The sequence below is a fragment of the Erythrobacter sp. MTPC3 genome, assembly GCF_042854385.1.
Taxonomy (GTDB): domain Bacteria; phylum Pseudomonadota; class Alphaproteobacteria; order Sphingomonadales; family Sphingomonadaceae; genus Erythrobacter.
In genome coordinates this window covers 91,666-115,007 of record NZ_BTGP01000003.1, presented here as the reverse complement: position 1 = coordinate 115,007, position 23,342 = coordinate 91,666, and the positions used below count along the sequence as shown (strand labels likewise).

Below are 23,342 nucleotides of genomic sequence, written 5' to 3'. Positions count from 1 at the left end.
GCCCGGTTATCTTACAGCCGCCCGGCGCAAAGCGTAATAGTCCGGGTCACGCCACGGCGGCGGAGCGTTAGGCTCCATCCTGCCGATCGTCTCCAATCGCCTTGCTTGGCGCGCCTCCAGCGTTATCGCCATGAAGGGCTGCGGCGTGGTGGCAAACTGGCGCGGTGTCATGCCGAAGAATGTCTTGAACTCACGGATCATGTGCGACTGATCGAAGAATCTGAGCGCAGCATCCTCCGCCTCGCTATCATCTGCAACGCCGCGCAGATGGGCGGCGATGTCCAGCGCACGCGCGCGGCGCAAAACCTGCGTCGCGGTCTGGCCGTATCCGTGCTTGATAAGCCGCTCTAGCCGCCGCCGTTCGATCGCATGTTCTTTTGCAAATTCACCGATATTGAGATTTGGATCGCGGAAAGCGGCCTTGTCGAATTGCTCGATGATCGGATCGGGACGCTTGCCGCCAGCCAGTTCGATCAATTGTGCAACCAGCTTTTCCCCAACCCGCATCCAGCGTTTTGGCGTCCCACCGGGATCAAACCATTCGAGCAGTTTGCGGCTCGAACCCCATTCCTCATTTCCGTAGATATGATCGTACAGGATGATCCGGTCGAGCGTGCTGGCAACGTCCGGCCCTTTCAAAGCGGCCATCGCGCCGGGTTTCAGCCAGACGCCGACGGTTGAAAAACTGTCGCGCACCGTGACAGGCATACGTTTGGTGTGAGCGCCAAACAGCAACGCACTCGGCCCGTATCGTCCGTGGCCATCGCGGGTCTGGGCTGTCCAGGCTCCTGAAAACAGCACACGCATGACCGGAACGTCGGAAATAAGCCCGCATGACACCTGATCGCCCGGCGCCAATTCGACTTTGGTGGAATAGACCCGCGCAACCCAGGGCGCGATCTCTTTTGCTGGGGCGCGGTTCAGCGAAAGCGGTTCGCCCTGACGTGAGTAGCCAAGCGCGGTGCGCATTTCGGGGAAGTTTTTTGGCCCCTGCTCAATACGGTTCGATCCGTCATCCGCCGCAGCAGTGCCGGGCGGCTTTTCTACCCTATTACGCATGTGCGACCTCGCGCATCTTTTGGTTCAGGTGCGACCCAGAATCCTCCAGATTTATGGCTATCCACCTGTGTCGATCTTACAGTCTAGGACGGAACCGGCAAATTGCGCCTGTGTGCGATCGTACTGGAATACCGTTTGACCGCCGCGTCCTGGCGATGTTTACGCGTGCAAACCGCTCCCCCGATTATGAAAGACCTTGCGATGAAACCGTCCGATCTTGAACTTGCCAATGCTCTTGCAGATGCGGCCGGCAATGCGATCCGTCCGCTGTTTCGCGGAGAATGGAGCGCGGAGCGAAAGGCTGACCGATCACCCGTTACCGAAGCGGATCGCGCCGCAGAGGCCGCGATGCGCGCCATCATCGAGGAGCGTCATCCCGATGATGGCATCATCGGTGAGGAATACGGGACGCGTAACGAAGGTGCGGGCCGCCAATGGGTGCTCGATCCGATCGACGGGACCGTCAGTTTCATGGCTGGCCGCCCGATATTCGGCACGCTGATCGCTCTGATGCAGGATGGCTGGCCGGTTCTGGGCGTGATCGACCAGCCCGTCGCAGGGGAACGCTGGATCGGGCGGATCGGTGAGGGCACCACGCTAAACGGTCTGCCCGTGCGGACACGGCCATGCCGCGAGCTGCCCGGCGCGAGCCTTGCCACCAGCAGCCCGCATTATTTCTCTTCCGATCAGGCCGATGGATATATGGCGCTGGCCCAGACGGTGGGCGGTAATGCCGTGCAGGCGCCGATCATCTACGGCGGCGATTGCTACAATTACGGCCTTCTCGCGAGCGGGCATATAGATCTCGTTTGTGAAGCAGGGCTCGAGATTCACGATTACGCCGCGCTAGTCCCGGTGGTTGAGGGCGCGGGCGGCATGATGAGCGATTGGCAGGGCAATCCGCTGGATGCAGACAGCGACGGCACGGTTATCGCGCTGGGCGAACCGGCCCGGCTTGAAGAGGTGCTGGAGGCTATGGGGTAGGGTGAGGGCCGCTTTCCTACGCTGCGGCATTCGGCTTATGGCTGCGCGGATGGTCATCGCTGTCCTAACCTCGCTAAGCAAGCCGTTTTGCACGGCGGGTTTCGGGCGCTGCAATTTGCCCTCAGGACCGTGTAACATGCGGTCCATGTCTCATGACCGGATTGGCATTATGCAGCCCCGAATCACTTGCAAAGCTGCGCTAAACCGCTATGTGCGCGTCCTTCACGACACAGATTTCGAGTCCGGCCTGGCGACAAGGGCTGCCAGGGCTGGTCCAATGTGTCTCTGATCAAAGGAGATAGAAATGCCCAAGCTTAAGACCAAAAGCGGTGTGAAGAAACGCTTCAAAATCACCGCAACCGGTAAGGTCAAGCACGGCGTCGCTGGTAAGCGTCACCGCCTGACCCACCACAATGCGAAGTATATCCGCCAGAACCGCGGCACAAAGGTCCTTTCGGACGCCGATACCGCGACGATCAAGAAATGGGCGCCTTACGGCCTCGATTGAGGGCTGAGTGAGCCCCGGCTCCTCACCCGCCAGACAAAGGATATACAGATATGCCTCGCATTAAACGCGGCGTCACCACGCGCCAGAAGCACAAACGTCTTTTAGAACAAGCCAAGGGCTATCGCGGTCGCCGGAAGAACACCATCCGTGTCGCGCGTCAGGCCGTCGAAAAGGCTGGCCAGTATGCTTACCGCGATCGCCGCATCAAAAAGCGCAACTTCCGCGCTCTTTGGATTCAGCGCATCAACGCAGCGGTTCGCGCCGAAGGTCTGACCTATTCGCAGTTCATGCACGGCGTAAAACTCGCCGGTATCGAGCTTGACCGCAAGGTTATGGCCGATCTGGCCATGAACGAAGAGGCGGCGTTCAAGACTATTATCGCCCAGGCGAAAAACGCACTGCCAGCTTAACAGCATTGGTCGGCTAACCGCCTGAATTGGCGGCGAACCCAAAACCCGTTTCAACAGGGGCACATGTTTGCGCATGTGCCCCTGTTTGCTTTGCGTAAGCACGACATTTCTTGTAAGAATGCGACAAGCGCTGCAAGTGGGGTCAATGGTGTCAAGGGGCGATCAGGGCAAAACGGGCCAGCCGGACTACACCGTCCGCAGCCATTTCCACACGCCGCCGAGCCAGTTTAATGGCTGCTTTACGACCTTCTACCATCTCTCCCTGCAAGTCGAAAACGGCGGAACGATCGAGGATTTCCTCCAGCCTGAATGGAGCAACATCCGCTTCTTCGCAGGATCTTCGCCAAAAGCCGAGCTTGCCGATTGCAAGATTTCCGGTGCGCGCTTCAATGCCACCGGGCCGAGTTCGCTGCCCTGCCATTTTGAACTCGGCTCTTGCGAGATGTGGGGCATCGGGTTCCTACCGCTGGGCTGGGCGCGTTTCATCGACGAAGATGCGCATTCGTTAGCCAACACCGCTTGGGACGGCCGGAACAGTTCGGCGTTTGCCAAATTTGAAGTCCTGTCCGATGTGCTGTGCGATCTTGATGCAACGCGCGAAGAGCAGGCTGCGCTGATCGCCGCGACGATGGAAAATTTGATGCAGCCCAGCCGCGATGAACCGAAGATCCTGCGCGTGCACAATGCGTTGGTCGATGGCTCTTTCCTTGCGGTGAAAGACCTCGCCGAAGCATGCGGTATGAGCATCCGCACTCTGGAACGGGTCTGCTGCCGGTATTTCGGATTTACACCTAAACGGCTGATGCGCAGGCAACGCTTCATCCGCAGCCTGACCAGCTACATGCTTCATCGGGGTAGCCGTTGGACAGAAGCGATGGATGCCGATTACCACGATCAGGCACAATTCACCCGCGAATTCCACGAATTCATGACCATGAACCCGAGCGAATATGCCGCGCTCGACCATCCGATCCTGTCATCATTCATGGAAGCGCGCGCCCGGATCTGGGGCAGCGCAGCGCAGGCGCTGGACCGCCCGTAACGGGAAAAGGTGCAACCGCGCGCGATAAATCACGCCGCTACAGCAAAGGCTCTTTGCCTTGAGCGCCATTTCTCGCTAGCGGACGCGCTCAATTGATTGAGCCAGATGATGACCGATTTGACACCACAGAAAGACGCGAGCCTTCGGGCGATTGCGCAGGCCGCTTCGCTGGAAGCTCTTGATGAACAGCGCGTCGCTGCGCTCGGGAAAAAGGGCTGGGTCAGCCTCGCGCTGAAAACACTTGGGCAGATGAGCCCGGAAGAGCGGCAGGAAGCGGCCCCGGCAATTCAGGCTATCCGAGCCGAGATCGCGGCTGCAATCGACGGCAAGAAAGGCGAGCTGGAAACCGCCGCGTTGGAAGCGCAGCTTGCCAGTGAAACGCTTGATCTGACACTGCCCGCGCCAGAGGCTCCGCGCGGCTCTGTCCACCCAGTCAGCCAAGTCATGGACGAGCTGGCTGAGATTTTCGCGGATCTGGGATTCGCCGTCGCCACCGGCCCTGAAATCGAGGATGATTGGCACAATTTCACCGCGCTCAACATGGATGAAAGTCATCCCGCCCGCGCTATGCACGACACGTTCTATTTCCCGGACAAGACCGCCGATGGCGGCGAAATCCTGTTGCGCACGCACACCTCGCCGGTCCAAATCCGTTCGATGAAAGAACAGGGCGCGCCGATCCGCATTATTGCGCCGGGCCGCGTCTACCGCTCCGATAGCGATGCGACGCATACGCCGATGTTCCATCAGGTTGAGGGCCTGGTCGTCGACCGGAATATCCACCTGGGCCATTTGAAATGGACGCTGGAGACTTTCTTCAAGGCTTTCTTTGAGCGTGAGGATATCACGCTGCGCCTGCGGCCATCCTACTTCCCCTTCACCGAACCAAGCGTGGAGGTCGATGTCGGCTATTCCAACGAGGGCAATCGCCGCGTGGTTGGCGGGCACGGCGATGCCGATGGGCATGACTGGATGGAGCTGGGCGGCAGCGGCATGGTGAATGCCCGTGTGCTCAAGATGGCGGGTGTCGATCCCGACGAATACCAAGGGTTTGCGTTTGGCCTAGGAATCGACCGGATCGCCATGCTGAAGTACGGGATGAACGATCTGCGCGCCTTCTTTGACGGCGATCCCCGCTGGCTATCGCATTACGGATTCGGCGCGGTCGATCAGCCGACGCTTTCCGCAGGTGTGGGAGTGGCATCATGAAGTTTTCGACTACATGGCTGAAAGACCACCTCGAAACCGACGCCTCTCTTAGTGAAATTACCGACTGCCTCAATGCAATCGGCCTGGAGGTCGAGGGCGTCGAAGATCCCGCCGAACGGCTGGCCGGTTTCACCGTGGCAAAGGTTTTGACCGCAGAGAAACACCCTGATGCCGACAAGCTGCAGGTGCTGACGGTCGACACTGGCGAGGGCGATCCACTTCAGGTCGTCTGCGGCGCTCCAAATGCGCGCGCAGGGATGATGGGCGTGCTTGGCCAGCCGGGCGCGGTTGTCCCGTCAAATGGCATGGAACTGCGCAAAAGCGCGATCCGGGGTGTCGAATCCAATGGCATGATGTGCTCGGTCCGCGAACTGGAATTGGGCGAAGACCATGACGGCATTATCGAACTGCCCGATGATGCGCCGGTCGGCCACAGCTTTGCCGACTACCACGGTTCATCGCCGATCATTGATGTCGCGATCACGCCTAACCGGCCTGACTGCATGGGCGTTTACGGCATTGCCCGTGATCTTGCCGCAGCAGGCCTTGGCACTCTGAAACCCATCGCGGTTCCCGATTTCGAAGCGCAAGGCGATTGCGCGGTCGAAATTCGCACCGATGATCCAGACGGCTGCCCGGCGTTTTACGGGCGCACGATTAAAGACGTAAAGAACGGCCCGTCGCCCGACTGGCTCCAGCTGCGTTTGAAAAGCGCGGGCCAGCGGCCGATCTCCTTGCTCGTCGACCTCACCAATTACCTGATGCTGGCCTATGGCCGTCCAGCGCATGTTTACGATCTTGCCAAGCTGTCAGGCCCGGTCAGAGCGCGCCGTGCGAAAGCCGGCGAGCAGATGCTTGCGCTGAATGAAAAGACCTACACGCTGGATGAAAGCATGGTCGTGATCGCGGACGATGCAGAGGTGCACGATATTGCCGGGATCATGGGCGGAGAGAATTCCGCAGTGTCCGAAGACACCACCGATATCCTGTTGGAAATTGCCTATTTCGATCCGCCGCGTATTGGTGTGACCGGGCGCAAACTTGGCCTTGCCTCGGATGCGCGCACCCGGTTTGAGCGCGGGGTGGACCCTGCGTTTCTGGATGATGGCCTCGACCTGCTGACCGGTCTGATCACCGAACTGGCAGGCGGCACGGCGAGCGAAAAAGTCCATGCTGGAAAGCCGCCGAGCGAGGTGAAGATTGTCGCTTTCGATACCGCGCTGACCAAAAAGCTTGGCGGGGTCGATGTGCCAGCCGATGAGCAGCGCCGGATTCTCGAAAGCCTTGATTTTGAGGTTTCCGACGATTGGCAGGTCGTTTGCCCGCTGCGCCGTCACGATATCGAAGGGCCGGCCGATCTGGTCGAGGAAGTGGTTCGCATTTACGGTCTCGACAAGGTTGAAAGCGTTGCCTTGCCTCGCAGCGAGGGCGTTGCCCGTCCGACGGCCACACCTGAGCAGGTGCTGGAGCGCAAGCTGCGCCGCGCGGCTGCGGCAAGCGGGTTGAACGAGGCAATCACGTGGTCTTTCCTGCCCGAAGCAGAAGCCGCGCATTTCGCCGATGGTGAGGAGCTGTGGAGCCTCGCCAACCCGATCAGCGAAGACATGAAAGTGATGCGCCCCTCGCTGATCCCGGGCCTGCTGACAGCGGCAAAGCGCGCCGCGACGCGCGGCGGCGCATCGACCCGCCTGTTCGAGCTGGGCCGGCGCTATTTCCGCGGTAATGATCGCCTCAGCGATGAACGCGCAACTCTGGGCGTGGTGCTGGCGGGCGAGAAAACTGCGCGTGGATGGACCGATGGCAAGGCGCAGATGTTCGATGCCTACGACGCCAAAAGCGCCGCGCTCGAATTGCTGCGCGCGGCTGGCGCGCCGGCGGACAAGCTGATGGTGATGGGCGAGGCGGGCGCACAGTTCCACCCCGGACAGTCCGCAACGCTGCGCTTGGGTCCGAAGAAGGTTCTGGCGCGATTTGGCATGCTTCACCCAGCGACGCTGAAGGCATTCGATATGGATGGGCCTGTCGCGGCTGCCGAAATCTTCCTCGATGCGATACCGGGCAAGAAAGCCGTCAAGGGCGCGGCCAGCTTTGCCCGGGCAAGTTTTGCGCCGCCCGCACTGCAATCGGTCACACGCGATTTTGCGTTTTTGGTGCCTGAGACGCTCGCCGCTGGCGAGCTTGTCCGCGCCGTTAAGGGGGCGGACAAGAAAAACATCGTCGATGCGCGTGTGTTCGATGTGTTCGCCGGACAGGGTGTGCCCGAGGGCCAGAAATCGGTGGCTGTCGAGGTGACGCTGCAACCGCAGGAAAATACCTTCAAGGATACCGATCTGAAAAAGATTTCGGACGCCATCGTCGCCAGCGCGGCCAAGCAGGGAGCAGTGCTGCGCGGATAATCTCCGTGCCGCTTGCCGATCATGTCCAACCGCCGCACCTTCGCCATCATTTCTCACCCCGATGCGGGTAAGACGACGCTCACTGAAAAACTGCTGCTGCAAGGCGGTGCGATCCATCTTGCCGGCGAGGTAAAGGCGCGCGGGCAGGCCCGCCGGGCGCGTTCTGACTGGATGAAGATCGAGCAGCAACGCGGCATCTCGGTCACGTCCAGCGTGATGACGTTCGAGAAAGAGTATGAGGGCGAGAAAATCACCTTCAACCTGCTCGACACTCCGGGCCACGAAGACTTTTCAGAAGACACCTACCGGACCCTAACCGCCGTAGACAGCGCCGTAATGGTGATTGACGCTGCCAAAGGAATTGAGCCGCAGACCCGCAAACTGTTCGAAGTGTGCCGGCTGCGCAATGTGCCGATTATCACCTTCGTTAACAAGGTTGACCGCGAGGGCCGCGATCCGTTTGAGACGCTGGACGAAGTGGCCGATATGCTCGCGCTCGATGTCTCGCCGCAAATGTGGCCGATCGGGATGGGCGGCCAGTTCGAGGGGCTACTCGATTTTGAAAGCGGCGAAGTCAGCCGCCCGGAAGGACCGTCGAAAGAGTTTCTGGGCAAGCGCGAAAGCGATCCGCAGATCCCTGCCGAATGGGCGGAAGAGGCTGAACTGGCTCAGGTCGGCTATCCTGAATTCGACCTTGAGGCGTATCGCAGCGGCGATTTGACGCCGGTGTATTTTGGGTCGGCGCTAAAGAATTTTGGCGTGACGGAACTGATTGATGCGATTGCCCGGTATGCTCCGCCGCCGCGTCCGCAGCCTGCTGGCGATGACAGGATTACGCCCGAATATGACGAGGTCACCGGCTTCATCTTCAAGGTGCAGGCCAATATGGACCCAAACCACCGCGACCGGATTGCATTCATGCGGCAGGTTTCGGGCACGTTCAAACGCGGCATGAAACTGACGCCTTCCGGCCTTGGCAAACCCATCGCGGTTCATTCCCCGATCCTGTTTTTCGCGCAAGACCGCGAGATCGCCGATACTGCCGAGGCGGGCGATATTATCGGCATCCCGAACCACGGCACCTTGCGCGTGGGCGATACGCTTTCGGAAAAAGACACCGTGCGTTTTACCGGCCTGCCGAACTTTGCGCCGGAAATCCTGCGCCGTGTCCAGCTGAAAGACCCGACCAAAACCAAGCAGCTGCGAAAGGCGCTGGACGACCTTTCCGAAGAGGGCGTGATCCAGGTGTTCTATCCAGAGATTGGCGCGCAGCATATTGTCGGCGTGGTCGGCCAATTGCAGCTGGACGTGCTGATTTCGCGGCTCTCGGCGGAATACAAGGTCGAGGCCGCTCTGGAGGCATCGCCATTTGCCACCGCGCGCTGGCTTAAAGGCGATCAGAAGGCGCTGGACGAATTTGAAAGTTTCAACCGCGCCAATCTTGCGCGGGACCGTGACGGGGATTTGGTGTTCATGGCGAAAAGCCCGTGGGATGTGAATTACCAGGTCGAAAAGAACCCCGAACTGAACTTCTCCGCCACGAAAGAGCGGTAAGCGGGCAGCAGGCTTGCGAGCGCACGCTGTTCGCGGCATGTGGTCTGTCATGAACGGATACACGCCCGCACGCTTCGGCCCGACATCACAAACCTTCATCTCGCAGCGTCTGCGTCTCAATTACGAAGATTGGGGCGGATCGGCTGGCGGTGAGGGAAAGCCCCCGCTGGTGCTGGTGCATGGCGGCCGCGATCATGCGCGCAGCTGGGACTGGACGGCAGAGGCCCTCAGCCAAGATTACCACGTCATCGCGATGGATCACCGCGGCCACGGTGACAGTGACTGGGTGTCCGACGGCAATTATTCCGCTGGCGATATGGTTTATGACCTCGCCCAGCTGATCCACCAGCTTGGCGCTGGCCCCGTGCGCATGATCGCGCATTCGATGGGCGGCAATGTCGCGCTGCGCTATGCCGGGATGTTCCCTGAAATGGTCACCAAACTGGTCGCCATCGAAGGGCTGGGCCCGTCTCCCGAATGGCGCAAGGAACAGCGCGCCACCCCGTATCCCGAACGGATGCGCGAATGGATCGGCAAGAAGCGCAAGGCCGCAGGGCGTTCTCCGCGCAAATATGAAACCATCGAGGCAGCGTTTGCGCGCATGATCGAGGAAAATTCCTACCTGACGGAGGAACAGGCCCGCCATCTGACGGTCCACGGGGTGAACCGCAATGAAGATGGCACCTACACGTGGAAATTCGACCCGCATCTGAATGTCTGGGGCGTCGAAGATGTTGCCGATGAATTCATCGAGGCCACATGGGCGGCGATCACCTGTCCCACGCTATTGTTGTACGGTGCAGACAGCTGGGCATCCAATCCGGCACAGGATGGTCGCATCGAACATTTCAGCACGGCCGAAGTGATCGAGTTTGAAAAAGCGGGACACTGGCTGCACCATGACCAGTTCGACAAATTTATCGAAGTGGTGAAAGACTTCCTCTGATCCCGAAGACCATATTCGCGAAAGGCCGATCATGTCCGATTTCTTCGATGCGCTGGAACCAAAGCACACCGCGATGATCGAGGCGCAGCCGGTCTTTTTCGTTGCAACCTCTGCGGCGGAGGGGCGGATAAACCTCAGTCCGAAAGGGTATGATGCGTTTCGCGTCCTGTCGCCGACGCGGGTCGCCTATCTCGATCTGGGCGGATCGGGGAACGAGACGCATGCGCATCTGGCTGCCGATGGCCGCATCACGGTGATGTTTTGCAATTTTGACCGCCCGGCGCTGATCCTGCGCATTTATGGCCGCGGGCAGCCGATCCTGCCGCAGGATGCCGGGTGGGAAAATCTCGCCTCGTACTTCACCATGATGCCCGGAACGCGGCAAATCTTCGATATCGAGGTGGAAAGCGTGCAGACATCATGCGGCTGGGGCGTGCCATTCATGACGCTGGAGGGCGAGCGCGAAACGCTCAAGAAAGCGCACCGACAGAGCGAGCCCGAGGAATGGACGGGCAAGACGGCGAAACGGGTGCGCAGCATCGACGGGCTGCCAACCCGCGCTACGGACCGCTTTATCAGCGGCGAATAAACTGGGCAGTCAAGCAGGGTACAGGGGATATAAATGACTCCGCTCCGCCTGATTAAGGCAACTTTTCGTCCAAGCCTGCCTAATTTATGACCAAAAGATTAAATTTTGAGCAGACCTGTTGCCTATGACCGGTGTGCGGCTGCAGTTTTTGCTGTGAAATGTGCGTTTCGTGGAATTGGCACGGCTCTTGCTGACTAACCCCTGCCGGGAAGCGCCCGGTGAGCCAAAGGGGGTCAGTGATGAAGTTCATCATCGCCATAATAAAGCCATTCAAGCTCGATGAAGTCCGTGAAGCACTGGGGGCCATCGGTGTCGCCGGGATGACCGTATCTGAGGTCAAGGGTTTCGGACGCCAGAAAGGGCAAACCGAGATTTACCGCGGTGCGGAATATTCGACCAACATGCTTCCAAAAGTGAAGCTGGAGATCGCAGCGAGCGACGATATCGCCGCGCAGGTGGTCGAGACCATCCAGGAAACAGCCAACACCGAAGCCATCGGCGACGGCAAGATTTTCATGCTCGATCTCGCATCGGCAACCCGTATTCGCACCGGCGAATCCGGCGAAACAGCACTTTAAGGGGGCAAGCATCATGAAGCGTACTTTCCTGAAACTTGCCGCTCTTGCAGCCGGCGCCGGGCTTTCCGCCCAGCCCGCGCTCGCAGCGGTGCCTGCTGCCGAGGCAGTGGGCGGCGGCACAGCCTATATTCTCAACACCCTCCTCTTCCTTATCGGCGGGTTCCTCGTCATGTGGATGGCGGCGGGTTTTGCCATGCTGGAGGCCGGACTTGTTCGTGCCAAAAACACCTCGACCCAGTGTCTGAAGAACATTGGCCTGTATTCGATTGCAGGCCTGATGTTCTGGGTGATCGGCTACAGCATCGCCTATCCGGGCGATTTCCTTTTCGGCGGTCTGTTCGGAATGGCTGAAAGTGGCCCGATCTATTCGATGCAAGGCGTGGGTGAAGCCGATACCGAAACCGGCTATTCGGTGGCATCGGATTGGTTCTTCCAAATGGTGTTCTGCGCCACGACCGCCTCAATCGTTTCGGGCACCGTGGCAGAGCGTGTGAAGATCGTTCCGTTCTTCATTTTCGTCACTGTCCTCACCGGAATTATCTATCCGGTCGTGGTCGGCTGGGAATGGGGCGGCGGCTACCTCGACAGCGAATGGGGCTTTAGCGATTTTGCAGGCTCCACCCTGGTGCACTCGACCGGCGGTTGGGCAGCATTGATGGGCGCACTGATTATCGGTTCGCGCATCGGCCGCTATGGCCCTGATGGAAAGGTCAACGTCTTCCCCGGCACCAACATCCCGCTGGCGACACTTGGCACGTTCATCCTTTGGCTCGGCTGGTTCGGTTTCAACGGCGCATCGCAGCTTGCGATGGGCACAGTTGGCGATGTTTCGGACGTGTCGAAGATCTTTGTGAACACCAACATGGCCGCTGCTGGCGGTGTGGTGACTGCGATCATCCTGACGCAGGTCCTGTACAAGAAAGCGGACGTTACAATGGCGCTCAACGGCGCGCTGGCCGGCCTTGTTTCGATCACGGCTGAACCACTTGCACCTTCCGTGGGCCAGTCGATCCTGATCGGCGGCATTGGCGGCGTGATTGTGGTCTTCGCTGTTCCGATGCTCGACAAGATGAAAATCGACGATGTGGTCGGCGCAATCCCGGTTCACCTGTTCGCAGGTATCTGGGGCACCCTGATCGTGGCGTGGACCGGCGATGCGACCTTGCTCGGTCAGCTCGTGGGCGTCCTCCTCACCGCAGTATGGGTCAGCGGCGCCTCTGCCATCGTCTGGGTCGCTCTCAAATACACCATCGGTGTCCGTCCGAGCGAAGAAGACGAAATTGGCGGTCTCGACAAAGCCGAAATCGGTGTCGAAGCCTATCCTGAATTCGCTCGAACCTGAGCGCATCCGTTTGGCGGGGGAAGACTTCTCTCCTCTCCCCTTTCCCCGCCTCAACACGTTCCTCCTGCGAACGAACAGACTAATGAAGGCCGGAGCGGCATGTTCGCTCCGGCCTCTTTTTTCGTCTTTGTATGGAGAGGGGCCGGGAATCGCCCCGACGAATCATTCCTGCGCTTTGATGAAGTCCGCGCAGCGCTCGCCGATCATGATTGACGGGGCATTGGTGTTGCCGCTGACGATTTTGGGCATGACGCTTGCGTCGGCGATCCACAGGCCATCGACCCCGTTCACCTTCAGCTTCGTATCGACCACCGCGTCCTTGTCCGACCCCATGCGGCAGGTGCCGACCGGGTGATAGACGGTGTCGGCGCGGGTGCGGATCAGCGCGTCGAGCGCATCGTCATCGTTCAAATCAACCGGGTGGCGATCGCTTGGGCCGAACGCCTGAAGCGGCGGTGCATCGGCGATCCGGTGTGACAGCCGCACGCCTTCGCGCAGCACCTCAATATCGCGGTCATCGCTGAGAAATTTGGGGTCGATGACCGGCGGCGCGGCAGCATCACCCGATCCCAGCTGCACATTACCGCGGCTTTCCGGCCGAAGCACGCAGGCATGCAGCGAAAAGCCGTAGCCTTTGACGTTCTCGCGGCCATGATCTTCCAGCACGGCGGGGACGAAATGCCACTGCACATCGGGGGCAGGCGCGCCGTCTTTGACTGTCCAGAAACCGCCTGCCTCGGCATAGCATGTGGTCATCGCGCCGGTTCTGCTGCGGCGATGCTGAAGGATCGCGCCTGCCATTTTAAGCGTGCCTTTCAGCGTCCCGCCTATCGGCACATCGGATGTTGTGGACCAGCCGGAAACGTAATCGATATGGTCTTGCAGGTTTTCGCCGACCTCGGGCCTGTCTGCCAACACGGCGATACCCTGGTCTTTCAGATGGGCTGCAGGTCCGATGCCGGACAGCATCAGGATTTGCGGAGAATTGAACGCCCCCGCCGACAGGATCACACCGCGCCGTGCGTAAATCATCTCGCTGCGATTGCCCCGGCGCACTCGCACCCCGGTGACACGCCCGCCTTCGACTTCCAGTTTCTCGACCAGAGTGTTGGTGCGGACAGCGAAATTGCCCTGATCCCGGATCGGCTCGACATAGGCGCGCGATGCCGACCAGCGTTCGCCGCTCCGCTGGGTTACCTGATAAAGGCCGAACCCTTCCTGCCGCTCTCCGTTGAAATCGTCATTGGTGCGAAGCTGCAGCGCGGCGGCCCCTTCGACAAAGGCGTGGCTGACAGGGTTGGGATCGACCTGGTCAGAGACAAACAACGGCCCGCCTTCGCCGTGATATTCGTCCGCGCCGCGCTCATTCGCCTCGGCTTTGCGAAAATACGGGAGCACATCGTCATACGCCCAGCCATCGCAGCCCATAGCCGCCCAGTTGTCGTAATCCCATTTGTTGCCGCGGATATAGACCATCGCATTGATGGCCGACGATCCGCCCAGCCCTTTCCCGCGCGGTTGATAGCCGATGCGTCCATTTAGTCCGGGCTGGGGGACGGTATCGTATTTGTAATTCGAAGAATTGCGGATGAAGGGCATGAAGCCGGGCGTTTTGATGAGCACATTGTCGTTGCGCCCGCCCGCTTCCAGCAGACATACTCTGCGGGTTCCATCTACGGCAAGCCGTCCGGCAACCGCGCTTCCGCCGCTGCCGCCGCCTATGACGATATAATCGAAACTTTCCATGCTCTCTCCTCTGACAGAAGAGTTAAGCCGCTTCGCCGGGGCTTTCAATCGAGTTTCTTGTCGCAACCGGTTCCTCGGCGTGCTGCTGCGGCATTTGGCGGGCACGCCAACGCTGTCGGATCATGTCTGAGGTTTCGCGCGAATTGTCATGGCTCCAGCCCGGCTCTCGCAAAAGATAGGACAGCTTATGCCGCCAGGGCGCTCGCCAGATGTCCGCGATCATCCCGATCCATTCGTGGAAGACCGCCCATAACAGGTTGAAACTGCCCAGTTGCTTTACGATGCCATAGCGGACTTTGTCATCACCGCGCTCTGGCTCGAATGTCCCGAACATCTTGTCCCAGACGATAAAAACACCTGCGTAATTGCGGTCGAGATAGCGCGGATTTGTCGCATGGTGCACGCGGTGGTGGCTTGGCGTATTCATCACCGCTTCGAACCAGCGCGGCATCCGGTCTATCGCCTCTGTGTGAATCCAGAATTGGTAGATCAGATTGAACCCGCCGCAGATCGCGATCATCGCCGGGTGAAAGCCCAGCAGTACCAGCGGCAAGGCAAACAGAAAGCCGAGCGTAAAAGCGCCGGTCCAGCTTTGACGCAGGGCGGTGGACAGGTTGTAATGCTGGCTGGAATGGTGGTTCACATGGCTCGCCCAGAACCACCGGATGCGGTGCCCGGCGCGGTGGACCCAGTAATATTTGAGGTCGTCCAGGACAAAGCACAGCGGCCACGCCCACCAGACATTCCACCATTGCGGCCCCATATCGAAGACGCGGTATTCATAGGCTTCGATGAAGACGAACAGCGCAAATCCGCCCAGCAGAGCGCCCGCCACAGTCGAGCCTAGCCCGAATGCGAGGCTGACCAGCGTATCTTTTGGTTCGTAAGAGGCAGGCGCACGGAATTTCGCCCAGATCATCTCTGCGAGAACGGCGATCACAAACAGCGGCACGGCAAATTGGGTGGGTGAGAATTCAGGCATTGCCGGAACTGCCTAGCCGATTGATCGCATCTGCCCAAGCGGCCGCGTCATTCACCTCGAGCGTTACAGTGCCGAACTGCCGCTCGCCCGTGCGAATCGACATGCGATCTCCATCGCAGTCAGCTTTGGCCCCGGCTGTGAGGATGCGCCCGGCAAAGCGGTTTCCGTGACGTTTGATCACCATCACGCCACCTGCGCTGTCTTGAAGGATTGCCGCATCGCCGGATTTGGCGATGGCAAGGCGTGATGGATCGAACCCGTCGACGACTTCGCTGGCGGCACGCCGTGCATCGTCGCTGCTGGATAGCAAGGGCTGTCCGCCCAGCCGCAACATGACAGCCAGCCCCGTGAGCGCAAAGATCGCCGCCAGCGATACGGCAAAAATCAGGATCTGCGGGTGGATGTTCATGATGCGGTGGATTGGCACGGGCCGAACTTTACGGCAAGCAAGGGGCAAGAGAACAAGGGGAATGCAATGAAACTGCCGACCACACTGTTTACCGCGTCCGCCATGGCGGCTTTCGTCTTTGCGAGCGCGCCTGTCGCTGCGGACGATCATTCTGCGATGGGCGTTGATCCTGTCGCATTCGTGGAGGCTGATGCGGATCGGACCGCGCGCGTTGCGCAGCAATTGTGGGAGTTTGCAGAGGTCGGCTACCTCGAAACCCGCACGACCGATCTGTTGCAAAGCGAGCTTGCCGCAGAAGGGTTTGCGGTAGAGCGCGGGATCGCAGAAATTCCCACTGCATTTCTAGCTGAATGGGGCGAGGGCGGCCCCGTCATCGCAATCCTGGCAGAAATGGATGCGCTTCCCGGCATCAACCAGTCCGCATCGGCAACGCGCGATCAGATTGCAGGCAAACATGCAGGCCACGCCTGCGGGCATAACCTGTTTGGTGCAGGATCGCTGACGGCTGCCATTGCGGTGAAGAATTGGCTTGAGGAAACAGGGACGCCGGGCCGCATCCGGTTGTATGGCACGCCGGCAGAAGAAGGCGGCTCTGGCAAGGTCTACATGACCCGCGCAGGCATGTTTGACGATGTCGATATCGCAATCCACTGGCACGCCGATGATGAAAACAGCGCGGCAGCACGGACCAGCCTTGCGAACCGCTCAGCCAAATTCCGTTTCACCGGGATCTCCGCCCACGCGGCAGGAGCGCCCGAGCGCGGACGCAGCGCGCTCGACGGGGCAGAGGCGATGAACATGATGGCTAACATGCTGCATGAACATATGCCGCAGGATGCGCGGATGCACTACGTCATCACCAGCGGTGGGAATGCTCCCAATGTGGTCCCCGACTTTGCCGAGGTGTTCTATTATGTGCGTCACCCCGATCCCGATGGTGTGGACGCCATTTGGGAGCGGCTGGAGCAGGCGGCACGCGGCGCGGCGATGGGCACCGGGACCGAGGTGACGTGGGAAGTGATCCACGGCAACAATCCGCTTCTCGTGAACGAAACACTGGCCAAGGTGATGGATGCCAAGCTGCGCAGCGTCGGCGGGGTCGAATACACCGATGCGGAGCGCGCATGGGCGGAGCAATTGCAGGCTTCGCTGGGTGACGCGGCGCTGCCTTTGGAAAGCGCACTCGAAGTCGGTGAATATGAGAAAAGCCTTGGATATGGATCAACCGATGTAGGCGATGTCTCCTGGGCCACGCCAACCGTAGGCGTGCGCACCGCGACATGGGTGCCAGGCACCAGCGCACACAGCTGGCAAGCCGTTGCCGCCAGCGGGCACTCAATCGGATATAAAGGCACCCAAAACGCGGCCAAGGCGATGTCACTTATGGCAGTGGAGCTGTTCACCAATCCGCAGCTGCGAGCCGACGCGAAAGCCGAGTTTGAGGCAGCGCGCGGAGAGGATTACGAATACCGTTCGCTCCTCGGGGATCGGGAGCCGCCGCTCGATTATCGCAAATAGGGTTCAGCGGGCGGCCAGCATATCCAGCATCGCTCGGATCGGGCTGACGTCATAGCCAGCCGCATTGGCCGCCCGTGCGATATCGTCAGGTTCGCCGCCCTTCTTAGCCTGCGCCAGCGACCACAGCAGGGTAGAACGCGTGCCCGAACGGCAATAGGCAAGCGCGGCGCCTTCGTTGGCATCCAGCGCGGCGATCATCTGATCGATCTGAGGTTCGCTGAAACCTGAATGGCCGATCGGGATCGCAATGTAATCCATGTCGGCCTGCTTGGCTGCCGCTTCGATCTCATCACCCTGCGGAGCGGAGGGTTCCTCGCCATCGGGCCGGTTGTTCACGATCAGAGTGACGCCCATCTCCTTTGCCGCCCCGATATCGTTCGAATCGATTTGCGGGCTGACGAGTACCGAATCGGACAATTTGCGAAAGTCGCTCATGCTCTGGACATCCTTGTGTGGGTTTTCGCAATGCTAATGCGGCGATCCGGCGAACTCAATCGCGGACTGGGCGGCGCGCGGTATTCGGACGGGCATAATCCATTGGTTTCAATGAACGCATAATGATTTGCGCACTCCGCCGGGATCGAAAGTGTCATAATTATGCGCCACAACGTGACTGCGGGTTAAATCATTCGCAAAGCAATGCTTTGTGCGCTATGATCCGCAATAGAAAGCGATATTCGAGGTTTCGATGGATCGCTTGCGTTAGGTGCGGATCGCTGTCCCCGATACCGACGCGTTGTAGGACGGGCAGTGTGACAAGGTACGCAACGGATTATGGGTTACGATAGGGGACGTCGGCGCGGCAAGGATAAGCGCGACGGTTTCGGTGAGGAAGGTTTTGATCCTTTCGGTGGTGGTATGGATGGATTTCCTCCGCCCAGCGATTACGGCAATGACCGCGGCGGCGACCGTTACAGCGGTGGCGGCGGCAGTGGCGGCGGTGACCGTTACGGCGGCGGCAATGACCGCGGCGGCTTTGGCGGCGGCGGTCCACGCGGCGGCGGTGGGGGCGGTGGTCCTCGCGGCGGCGGTGGCGGCGGCGGCGGCGCCGGCGGCGGCGGTTTCAATCGCATGCCCGCACAGGTCGTTGGCACGGGTAAAGGCACCGTCAAATTCTTCAACAGCCAAAAAGGCTTCGGCTTTGTCCAGCAGGAAACTGGCGGTGAGGACGTGTTCGTTCACATCAGCGCAGTCGAACGCGCTGGTCTCGAAGGTTTGGCCGAAGGTCAGGAACTGGAATTCAACCTGGTCGACCGCGGCGGTAAAATTTCCGCTCAGGATCTTCAGGTTGTCGGCGATGTGATCGCCGTCGAAAAAGCCGAAGGCCCGCCTAAGCGCGAGCTGACCGGTGACAAGGCGACAGGCACGGTCAAATTCTTCAACTCGATGAAAGGCTTTGGCTTCCTCGTGCGTGACGATGGCCAGCCCGATGCGTTCGTGCACATCAGCGCAGTCGAACGCTCTGGCCTTACCGCCATCAATGAAGGTGAACGGTTTGAATTCGACCTTGAGGTGGATCGACGCGGAAAATATTCTGCGGTCAATCTCGTGCCGGTTCAGGAGTAAACTCTCCAGACCTTGCCCGGCCGTTTGACCAACCAAGCGAGCGGCCTTATTCCAAACCAGATGGCGGCTCCTTTAAGAGCCGCCATTTGTTTTTGCAGCTGATTTCATTCTAGGATTTCCGATTATGTCGATTACACCGCTCATGCCAGTCTATCCGCGTTGCGGCGTGCGGCCTGTTCGCGGGGAGCATTGCCACCTGATCGACGAGGATGGCACGCGTTACCTGGATTTTGCCAGCGGCATTGCGGTCAATCTGCTCGGGCATTCGCATGAGGGGCTGATCCATGCGATTCAGCAGCAGGCGGAAACGCTGATGCATGTGTCGAACCTGTATGGTAGCCCGCAAGGGGAGAAACTGGCGCAGCAACTGGTCGACAACACCTTTGCCGACACCGTGTTTTTCACCAATTCGGGCGCAGAAGCGGTTGAAACCGCTATCAAGTGCGCACGCGCCTATCATCAGCATGATGGCGATACGACGCGGTATGAACTGATCACCTTTGCCAACGCGTTCCATGGCCGGACGATGGCGACAATCAGCGCCTCGAACCAGACCAAGATGCACCACGGCTTCTCACCGATGCTGGAAGGTTTCAAATATGCAGAATTCGATGATTTGGAAGCGGCCAAGGCTCTGATCGGGCCGAACACTGCCGGGTTCCTCGTCGAGCCGATTCAGGGCGAGGGCGGCATTCGCCCAGCCTCGATGGAATTCATGCAGGGGCTGCGCGCGCTCGCGGATGAGCATGATCTGATGCTTGCACTGGATGAGGTGCAGTGCGGCGTTGCGCGTACCGGCACTTTGTACGCGTACGAACAATACGGCATCGAACCCGATATTCTCGCCACGGCAAAAGGGCTTGGCGGCGGCTTCCCCCTCGGCGGGTGCCTCGCCACGGAAAAAGCGGCACGCGGGATGGTGTTCGGCACGCATGGTTCGACCTATGGCGGCAACCCGCTCGCGATGGCGGCGGGCAGCGCGGTAATGGACGCGGTCGCGAACGAGACGTTCCTTGCCGAGGTGCGCGAAAAGGGTGAACGCATTCGCAGCCGCCTCGAACAGTTTATCGGAAATTATCCCGACCTGTTTGAGCTGGTGCGCGGCAAAGGATTGATGCTCGGCCTGAAAATGAAGGTCGAGAGCCGCCCCTTCTTTGTGCATCTGCGCGAAAACCATCAACTGCTCACAGTGGCAGCGGGCGATCAGACGCTGCGCATTATCCCGCCGCTGGTGTTGGGCGATGCGGAGATCGATGAATTTTTTGAAAAGCTTTCGGCGGGCGCTGCCAGCTTCAAGGTTCCAGAGCCCGCATAATGGCTGGGCCAACAAGCGGGCAGCATTTCCTCGATCTGAGCGATGCGGGCGGGGATGCGATCGCCGCCATGATCAGCGACGCGATCGACCGCAAGGCTGCGCGGGCCGGCTGGCCCAAGGGTAAGGCTGACGCCGATGCGCCCTTGGCAGGCAAGGTGCTGGCTTTGGTGTTCGAGAAAAACTCCACGCGCACGCGGGTCAGTTTCGATATCGCAATGCGGCAGCTCGGCGGAACGGTGCTAATTCTCGATTCGGCATCAAGCCAGCTTGGCCGCGGCGAAACCATCGCCGATACGGCGCGCGTTCTTAGCCGGATGGTCGACGCGATCGTGCTGCGCACGGACGATCATGCAAAGATCGAAGAAATGGCGCGGCATGCCAGTGTGCCGGTGATCAACGGGCTGACAGACCGGTCGCATCCCTGCCAGATCGCAGCTGACCTACTCACCGTGATTGAGCATGGCAAATCGCTGCCGGGGCTGGAAGTCGCCTGGTTCGGCGATGGCAATAACGTGCTACATTCCATTCTGGAGGCGGCCAGCCTGATGAAGTTCAACGTGCGCGTCGCCACTCCCGAAGGATACGAGCCGGACAGCGAATTCGTGTCCTTGGCGCGGAATGCGGGCTGCACTGTCACGCTTTGCCAGGATGCCGCCCAAGCTGCGACGGGGGCAGACGTTCTGGTCACGGACACGTGGATTTCGATGGGTCAGGCAGATGCGGACGAGAAACGCGCCGCGATGGAGGCGTTCCAGGTCGATTCCGCGATAATGCAAAAGGCGCAATCCGATGCGATCTTCCTTCACTGCCTTCCCGCTCATATCGGCGATGAAGTGAGTGAAGAGGTGTTCGAAGGGCCGCAATCGGTCGTATTCGATGAAGCGGAAAACCGCATCCATGCACAAAAGTCGGTCTTGCTCTGGAGTTTCGGCTTACTCGGCTGACTCGGCAAGATTCTGGCGCGCGAGGGGTTCACCACGGCATTCGAGCACACCATATATGGCTGATGGAAAATCAGGCTGAGACATTTTCGGACAAACTTTTGGGATTCACCTTGCCCGGGCGAGATGCGCGTGCCCGAGTGGTGCGGCTTGATAAAGTTGTCGACGATGTGCTTTCGGCGCACGATTACCCCGCGCCGATTACTCACCTGCTGGGCGAGGCGCTGGTTCTTGGCGCGCTGATGGGCGGATTGCTGAAAGGCGGAGCCGGACAATTGACCATGCAGGCGCACACACGGACAGGTGTCGTGTCGCTGCTTGTCTGCGATTTTCGCGCTGGTGAGATGCGCGGCTATGCCGATTTTGACGCGGATCGGCTGGAGGCGCTTGGCGCAAATCCTCCGCTCTCTGCGCTTTTCGGTGAGGGCTATCTGGCAATCACATTCGAAACCGGACCGGGCGAGCGTTACCAGGGGATCGTCCCCTTGGAAGGCGACAGCTTAGCAGAAGCGTGTGAGATGTATTTCAGCCAGTCCGAACAGATCCCCACACTCATCCGCGTGGCCAGCCGGGCCGGCGGGTCGGGACGAGTGGCCGGCGGTCTGCTGATCCAGCATCTCGCTGACGGTGAGGTCGGCCGTGAGCGATTGCATGTTCGCAGCGATCATCCCGACTGGGAGCATGTCGCCCATCTTGCATCGACAATCAGTCACGAAGAATTGCTGGATCAGGACCTATCGATGGAGGCGATCGCATGGCGCCTGTTCCATGAAGAAGACGAAGTGCGCGTCCAGCAAGGCGCACTCCTCTTTCGCGGGTGTCGTTGCAGCGCAGACTACTATACGTCCGTTATCGAACGTTTTCCTGCCGCAGAACGTGAAGAAATGCGCAATGACGACGACAAGATCGTTGTCGATTGCGCCTTTTGCGCAAAGGAATTCGAGCTCGCGATTTAACGGCTCGCCGCTGTTCAAGAACGTTTCATCGCGCATGTGCGAGAACGTCCAAGTGAATAGGATCGAACAAGTGAAGACTAACAAATTATGAGACGAGCGTTTATGAGCAGATATGTTGCCGGACTGGCGCTCTTTTTGGGCGCTGCCAGTTTTGCCGTGCCTGCTTTCTCGCAGGCTGGCGGGCTGAAAATGCTGGCAGGCATCGCCAAGGGGGAATGGACCGTTACCTACCGCGACGGGGCTCCGATCAGGAAAGTGTGCGTCCGCTCAGGCCGCGAACTCATCCAGCTTCGGCACAAGGAAGCTGATTGCAGCCGTTTTGTCGTAGATGACGCAGCAACCAAAGTGACCGTTCAATATACCTGCCCCGGAAACGGCTATGGGCGGACGTCCATCCGCCGGGAAACTGGCAACCTCGTCCAGATTGAAAGTCAGGGGATCGAATCGGGCGTGCCGTTCCAGTTTGTGGCAGAAGCCCGTCTAACGGGTACCTGCCGCTAATCCGTTCAAACAATTAGCGGCGTTGCCAATTCCAGCAATCCCGCTAATCGTCGCGGTATGAGCGACCAAAAGGCTTTACAGAACAATCCCGCCGCAATCGTACTGCTATCCGGTGGTCTGGATTCCATGGTTACCGCAGCAATTGCGAAAGAACAGGGATTCAGTGTCCGGGCGCTTAGCATTGATTATGGCCAGCGGCACAAGCTTGAGCTGCAGTCGGCGAAGCGGATTGCTGACAGGCTTGATCTATCATCGCACGCAGAGATCGCGCTGGATATGAGAGCGATCGGCGGATCAGCATTGACCGACGAAATCGATGTCCCGAAATCGGGGGTCGGTGACGATATACCCGTTACGTATGTACCGGCCCGAAATCTCGTATTCCTGTCGCTTACAACCGCTTTTGCGGAAGCTTCCGGAGCGAGCGATGTCTTTATCGGGGTGAATGCTCTCGACTATTCCGGTTATCCTGATTGCCGCCCTGAATTCATCGAAAGCTTTGCAGAAACTGCCCGGCTCGGCACGAAGGCCGGTGTCGAGGGAACTTCGTTCACAATCCACACGCCGCTTCAGCATATGACCAAGGCGGACATCGCATCGGAATGCAGCCGCCTTGGTCTTGATCCGTCATGGAGTTGGTCCTGCTACGACCCCACGATCGAGGGGTCGGCTTGCGGTCTGTGCGATTCGTGCCGCTTGCGGAAAAAGGGTTTTGCCGAAGCGGGAATAACGGATAGCACGGTGTACGCAGCGTGAGGCAATCACCGCCTCGCTGCCTTATAATTATAATG

The 23,342-nt window shown here is 59.5% G+C and carries 23 protein-coding genes; 18 read left to right on the top strand and 5 right to left on the bottom strand.

The genetic code is table 11. From position 1 onward, the window contains the following. Window positions 1–6 precede the first annotated feature (6 nt). On the bottom strand, window positions 7–1,059 hold the full coding sequence (locus ACGHU1_RS05210; protein WP_390584183.1) for a helix-turn-helix domain-containing protein: 1,053 nt from the start codon (window positions 1,057–1,059) through the stop codon (window positions 7–9). A 201-nt stretch (window positions 1,060–1,260) separates the two neighbouring features. Between ACGHU1_RS05210 and ACGHU1_RS05205 the strand changes: the two genes are divergently transcribed. From ACGHU1_RS05205 to ACGHU1_RS05155, 11 genes are all read left to right on the top strand, one after another. Next, window positions 1,261–2,043 (top strand): inositol monophosphatase family protein, encoded by a 783-nt coding sequence (locus ACGHU1_RS05205; protein ID WP_390584180.1) that lies wholly within the window; start codon window positions 1,261–1,263, stop codon window positions 2,041–2,043. Window positions 2,044–2,347: 304 nt separating this feature from the next. Next, window positions 2,348–2,551, top strand: coding sequence for a 50S ribosomal protein L35 (gene rpmI, locus ACGHU1_RS05200; RefSeq protein ID WP_390584178.1), 204 nt, complete (start codon window positions 2,348–2,350; stop codon window positions 2,549–2,551). Between the two features lie 50 nt (window positions 2,552–2,601). Beyond that, window positions 2,602–2,961: a 50S ribosomal protein L20 gene (rplT, locus tag ACGHU1_RS05195; RefSeq protein ID WP_390584175.1), complete on the top strand. Its 360-nt coding sequence runs from the start codon at window positions 2,602–2,604 to the stop codon at window positions 2,959–2,961. Window positions 2,962–3,106: 145 nt separating this feature from the next. Beyond that, window positions 3,107–4,003, top strand: a complete 897-nt coding sequence (locus ACGHU1_RS05190) for a helix-turn-helix domain-containing protein (RefSeq protein WP_390584172.1) — start codon at window positions 3,107–3,109, stop codon at window positions 4,001–4,003. A 108-nt stretch (window positions 4,004–4,111) separates the two neighbouring features. Beyond that, window positions 4,112–5,212 carry a phenylalanine--tRNA ligase subunit alpha gene (gene pheS / locus ACGHU1_RS05185; protein WP_390584816.1) on the top strand — a complete coding sequence of 367 codons (1,101 nt, stop codon included), beginning with the start codon at window positions 4,112–4,114 and terminating at the stop codon, window positions 5,210–5,212. After that, complete coding sequence (pheT, locus tag ACGHU1_RS05180) at window positions 5,209–7,608, top strand: phenylalanine--tRNA ligase subunit beta (RefSeq protein WP_390584170.1); 2,400 nt, start codon at window positions 5,209–5,211, stop codon at window positions 7,606–7,608. Before pheS ends, pheT begins: the two co-directional genes overlap by 4 nt. A 21-nt stretch (window positions 7,609–7,629) precedes the next feature. Then, complete coding sequence (locus ACGHU1_RS05175) at window positions 7,630–9,162, top strand: peptide chain release factor 3 (protein WP_390584167.1); 1,533 nt, start codon at window positions 7,630–7,632, stop codon at window positions 9,160–9,162. A 49-nt stretch (window positions 9,163–9,211) separates the two neighbouring features. Next, the gene (locus ACGHU1_RS05170; protein ID WP_390584164.1) at window positions 9,212–10,108 is read left to right on the top strand and encodes an alpha/beta fold hydrolase; all 897 of its coding nucleotides are present in this window, start codon (window positions 9,212–9,214) and stop codon (window positions 10,106–10,108) included. Between the two features lie 31 nt (window positions 10,109–10,139). After that, entirely contained in the window at window positions 10,140–10,697 is a 558-nt protein-coding gene (locus tag ACGHU1_RS05165) for a pyridoxamine 5'-phosphate oxidase family protein (RefSeq protein WP_390584162.1), read from the top strand. Window positions 10,698–10,936: 239 nt separating this feature from the next. Beyond that, window positions 10,937–11,275, top strand: a complete 339-nt coding sequence (locus ACGHU1_RS05160) for a P-II family nitrogen regulator (protein ID WP_390584159.1) — start codon at window positions 10,937–10,939, stop codon at window positions 11,273–11,275. A 13-nt stretch (window positions 11,276–11,288) separates the two neighbouring features. Beyond that, window positions 11,289–12,617: an ammonium transporter gene (locus tag ACGHU1_RS05155; protein ID WP_390584156.1), complete on the top strand. Its 1,329-nt coding sequence runs from the start codon at window positions 11,289–11,291 to the stop codon at window positions 12,615–12,617. A 162-nt stretch (window positions 12,618–12,779) separates the two neighbouring features. On the opposite strand, the gene ACGHU1_RS05150 is transcribed toward ACGHU1_RS05155, so the two are convergent. From ACGHU1_RS05150 to ACGHU1_RS05140, 3 genes are read right to left on the bottom strand one after another with little or no spacing between them, the layout of a single operon-like run. Further along, window positions 12,780–14,363, bottom strand: a complete 1,584-nt coding sequence (locus ACGHU1_RS05150; protein ID WP_390584153.1) for a GMC family oxidoreductase — start codon at window positions 14,361–14,363, stop codon at window positions 12,780–12,782. A 22-nt stretch (window positions 14,364–14,385) separates the two neighbouring features. Next, window positions 14,386–15,345 carry a sterol desaturase family protein gene (locus ACGHU1_RS05145; RefSeq protein WP_390584151.1) on the bottom strand — a complete coding sequence of 320 codons (960 nt, stop codon included), beginning with the start codon at window positions 15,343–15,345 and terminating at the stop codon, window positions 14,386–14,388. Next, window positions 15,338–15,772, bottom strand: a complete 435-nt coding sequence (locus ACGHU1_RS05140; protein WP_390584150.1) for a hypothetical protein — start codon at window positions 15,770–15,772, stop codon at window positions 15,338–15,340. The genes ACGHU1_RS05145 and ACGHU1_RS05140 overlap by 8 nt, the downstream gene beginning before the upstream one ends. A 48-nt stretch (window positions 15,773–15,820) precedes the next feature. Here ACGHU1_RS05140 and ACGHU1_RS05135 point away from each other — a divergent pair, with 48 nt between their 5' ends. Next, window positions 15,821–17,272, top strand: coding sequence for an amidohydrolase (locus ACGHU1_RS05135; RefSeq protein WP_390584148.1), 1,452 nt, complete (start codon window positions 15,821–15,823; stop codon window positions 17,270–17,272). A gap of 3 nt (window positions 17,273–17,275) precedes the next feature. Here ACGHU1_RS05135 and ACGHU1_RS05130 read toward each other — a convergent pair whose 3' ends face one another. Beyond that, window positions 17,276–17,707 carry a TIGR01244 family sulfur transferase gene (locus ACGHU1_RS05130; protein ID WP_390584146.1) on the bottom strand — a complete coding sequence of 144 codons (432 nt, stop codon included), beginning with the start codon at window positions 17,705–17,707 and terminating at the stop codon, window positions 17,276–17,278. Window positions 17,708–18,046: 339 nt separating this feature from the next. On the opposite strand from ACGHU1_RS05130, the gene ACGHU1_RS05125 reads away from it, so the two are divergent. The 6 genes from ACGHU1_RS05125 to queC all read left to right on the top strand — a co-directional run bounded on the left by ACGHU1_RS05125 (window position 18,047) and on the right by queC (window position 23,307). Next, the gene (locus ACGHU1_RS05125; RefSeq protein ID WP_390584143.1) at window positions 18,047–18,838 is read left to right on the top strand and encodes a cold-shock protein; all 792 of its coding nucleotides are present in this window, start codon (window positions 18,047–18,049) and stop codon (window positions 18,836–18,838) included. A gap of 124 nt (window positions 18,839–18,962) precedes the next feature. Then, window positions 18,963–20,153 carry an aspartate aminotransferase family protein gene (locus tag ACGHU1_RS05120; protein ID WP_390584141.1) on the top strand — a complete coding sequence of 397 codons (1,191 nt, stop codon included), beginning with the start codon at window positions 18,963–18,965 and terminating at the stop codon, window positions 20,151–20,153. Continuing rightward, on the top strand, window positions 20,153–21,097 hold the full coding sequence (gene argF, locus ACGHU1_RS05115; RefSeq protein ID WP_390584138.1) for an ornithine carbamoyltransferase: 945 nt from the start codon (window positions 20,153–20,155) through the stop codon (window positions 21,095–21,097). The genes ACGHU1_RS05120 and argF overlap by 1 nt, the downstream gene beginning before the upstream one ends. 62 nt (window positions 21,098–21,159) lie before the next feature. Continuing rightward, on the top strand, window positions 21,160–22,050 hold the full coding sequence (locus ACGHU1_RS05110; protein WP_390584135.1) for an Hsp33 family molecular chaperone HslO: 891 nt from the start codon (window positions 21,160–21,162) through the stop codon (window positions 22,048–22,050). Between the two features lie 102 nt (window positions 22,051–22,152). Continuing rightward, window positions 22,153–22,551: a hypothetical protein gene (locus tag ACGHU1_RS05105; protein ID WP_390584132.1), complete on the top strand. Its 399-nt coding sequence runs from the start codon at window positions 22,153–22,155 to the stop codon at window positions 22,549–22,551. Window positions 22,552–22,608: 57 nt separating this feature from the next. Then, a complete protein-coding gene (gene queC, locus ACGHU1_RS05100) occupies window positions 22,609–23,307 on the top strand; it encodes a 7-cyano-7-deazaguanine synthase QueC (protein WP_390584130.1) in 699 nt (232 codons plus the stop codon). The last annotated feature ends 35 nt before the right edge of the window (window positions 23,308–23,342 follow it).